The 3362-nt window shown below is 64.7% G+C and carries 2 protein-coding genes; both read right to left on the bottom strand.

All coding sequences use genetic code 11. The features are described 5' to 3' along the window. Window positions 1-799 precede the first annotated feature (799 nt). Entirely contained in the window at window positions 800-1945 is a 1146-nt protein-coding gene (locus V7E09_RS06810; RefSeq protein ID WP_324512059.1) for a hypothetical protein, read from the bottom strand. 106 nt (window positions 1946-2051) lie between these two features. Further along, entirely contained in the window at window positions 2052-2435 is a 384-nt protein-coding gene (locus V7E09_RS06815) for a hypothetical protein (RefSeq protein ID WP_324512058.1), read from the bottom strand. Between the last annotated feature and the right edge of the window lie 927 nt (window positions 2436-3362).

The following is a 3362-nucleotide window of genomic DNA, read 5'->3' on the forward strand; positions in this document are numbered from 1 at the left end:
CCTCCTCGAAACCGGAGGGTTCAGACCTCAACTACACCCTCAATTCGGATGAGCCCCTAAACGACACGACTGACTCCACCGCGGGCCACCAGGTGCGCGCCAGCCACCGCCCCAGCTCACGATGAACCACACGTGCTTGGGCAGCATCCTCGGCAGACAGCGACCCACTACCAAGAGCACGTCTCAACAGCGCCCGGCGCCTACGCGCCAGCCACCGGTCCTCGCTGGTCACCCTCCACAACGCAGGATCCAACAACCGCGGCCGATACCCCGCTCCCTGCGCCCACCGCGCCATCAGCCTGGCCTCCTCCTCGGAGTCCACACCCATCAACCAGTAGCCATCCGTGATGAGCTTCACCGTCACGCCAGCGTCAGGCGCGCTCGCGTCACGCTGCCCCCACCAATCCTCAGCAACCTGGATGAGGTCGGCCCGCAACTGTCGCAACGCACGGGGCAGCCTTCCCCGCCCGGACACCGCGGCATGCAGAACCCGCACTTCGAACGCCACCCCACCCGCGTTCGCTACCCACCGAACTGACGTGCGTGAACTGTCAAACGACAGCCAGTCCGGGAGGCCCGCTGAGCCCGGATTTGCATACAGGCGAGCCGCATCCGCTCGCTCCAGCCCGGGGATGTCTACGCTCCACCCCCAGGGGTCGGGCTCTTCCCACCCATCCACACAGCGGAGACTATGGCTCGCCTGCATCGAGGTTCCAACGCAACGCCTCCCCTTTGGCCTTGTGATGCCGACCGCTGGTGGCCTTTCACGCTCTGTCGCGATACGACGAGCGTTTCACGCTTAGCAATCCTCACCCCGCCATGTTCGCCTGCGCTGGAGCAGCGCTTGGAGGAACCATGACGCGCGCAGGGCCAGCAAAGTGGGTGAACGCAGCGTCGCCGGTAGTGTTACCCGGTCACCTTCGAGGCGATCCAAAGATGCGTGCACCAATCGCGCACCAGGATATTCACTCGGGCCCCACCCCTCAGAGATGAGCATGATCTTGAAGACATCCTCCCAATCCTCACTGTCCTCCAAATCAAAGTACGCTTCCATCCGTTGATCCAGATCGTCGAGGCTCCGCACCCAAAACGAGTACTTCACCATGATACGGATCAGCGATGCCCCCTCAGGGTCAACCCGAATCCGAGCACGACGCTTATAGGCGTTATCTGACCAATACACATCATCGAGTGAATGATAGAAAGCCAACGGAAAACTCCAGGGAGTGGTCTCAAAGACGCGACTGCGCAGGGTTGCGAAAGTCTCGCGCACCACTTCTGCAAGGTCCATCACCACCTGAGGATCACGCGATTCCTGCGCAGCGCTTATGTAGGCTTCAAACGCAACACAGAACTCGATCACATGGGGATCGATCTCGGCGGCTAGACCCGCGGGAACGCAGGGAGCGTGACCTCCGCCAGAATGAGCCTCTCCAGACACCGAGGATGACAACCGCTCACAGGATGACATCGGCTCAACGCTGAGCTCCTCCAGTTCCACAGCGCGACCAAACAATCCCGGCCAGCCATTCGGGTCCCAACCATCCGCAACAATCAGAGCCAACACGGCCTCGTCGAGGCCCACCCCCTCGGCTAACTTAAGTCGGTGCCGCGCCATATCGATAAAGCCGGCCACGCTCTCTACCGATACCAAGTAGGTCACCCAGACCGAGGCATCCACCGAGCGGTCTATTTCCCCCCGCCTCGTTGGCCACGGAGGATCCGCACGCTCAGACGCACGGTCCCGTGACGCATCCCGCGCATGGAAACGTCGCAGCGGCCCCGACCAGTCGCTCGTGAAATACAACTCTTCATCAATCTCTCTAAGAGCTTCCTTCGCCGATTCCATAGCCCCGATAACCCGCACGGGATCCTCGTCCAGCCGCGCCAAGTTCCAAGACTCATCCAGCACTCTCGCCAGCCGCCAAACCAGAGCATGACCCATGACAAAACCACCTCTCCCACCATGTGTAGTGTGACGATTCACGCGGACGCAAGGCCAAGACCGCCCGCGCAGATCGCCTTGCCGGCGCGGGTCGGCCGACCCGCCGTCAAGGATCGACGCGATCCACGGCCCGCGCCCCGCCTGAGATCAGGCAGCGAATGCGGCGCGTCAACCAAGAAACCCTCTGGAGAATCCCCTGGCGCACAGTGAACCACCGTGTGCGCCGCAACCACGCGCCGTCCTCCCGCCGAATCCGACGGGCGACCTCCCTCTCCTCTGCGCTGAGGCCTCGACCACGCAACGCCACACCCGCCACTCGACGACGCTGCTTGACGTCATCACGGATCGCCGAGCGTGGCATCCACTCGGCGGGGTCGAGCGCAGAGGCGGCGTACCCCCGCTCTCGGGCGAACTCGACCAATACCTGCGCACGCTCCGCCGACAGCCCTTCTTGTCCGTCGATCCACGTCTCCCAGTCGGCGTCGTACACCAGCGCAGCGTCCTCCGGCGCCTCCACACGACGCCCCACTCCCTCGGCGGGCCGACCAGCCGCCCGCCTCGCCAACCAGGCATGTTGGCGCCTCACCCAGCGGCCAGTGGCGTACCACGTGGAGGGGGCCACATCCCGACGTCGCACGGCCTCCCAGAGCTGCACCTCCGCCGCTACCCGCGTCACATCAGAGAAGGACACGTGCCGATCGCGCGGATCGCTCCCCCACTCTCGGTGTTCCCTCGGCCAGCCGTCCATGCACTCATCCAGCTGGGCCGCGTCCTCCCTCGTCAGACCATCGATCACGACCGACCACGCCTCAGCCGGCCAGGCATCCGCCTCATCCACCCAGGGCTCCTCACGGACAGAAACCCCTTGCTCACGAGCGATGACCCGGTTCGCCCACCGTGGAAACACCTCACCCAACCGCTCTGCCACAGCCGACTCAACCGCGAACCACCGCGTCCGCGCCAGCCACCGCCCCAACTCACCTACAAGACCATGTGCTCGGGCAGCGTCCCGAGGAGAGAGCAGGCCGCTCCGAAGCGCCCGCACGATGAGAGCGCGACGCCATCGCACCTCCCAACGGCTCTCAGAAAGGACCATCCACGAGGCGGGGTCCAGCAGTCGCGAACCGTACCCGGCACCCTGGGCCCAGCCCGCAACGAGGAGCGCCTCGTCATGCGAGAGGCCCTCGACCTCAACCCAGCAACCCTGTACGACGAGCCCCGTCACCACCGCATCCGAGTTGGGCGCCGAGGGGTCATGCTGGCTCCACCAATACTCGGCCCACGCGGCCAGGTCGGTCGCATTCTGCTGCATCGTGCGCGATGGGGCCCGTCGCCCTGACACTGCGGCCTCGAACACCCGGAGGAGGAAAGCCACCCCCCCGTTACCTTTCTGGTGGGCCCCATGGTGGGGCTGCGG

Origin of the sequence: Propioniciclava sp. (assembly GCF_036744435.1) — a bacterium.
Taxonomy (GTDB): Bacteria; Actinomycetota; Actinomycetes; order Propionibacteriales; family Propionibacteriaceae; genus Propioniciclava.

Excerpts from the sequence above, each read along its gene's own strand:
- V7E09_RS06810 (WP_324512059.1), bottom strand. The coding sequence starts at position 1,945 with ATGGGTCATGCTCTGGTTTGGCGGCTGGCGAGAGTGCTGGATGAGTCT.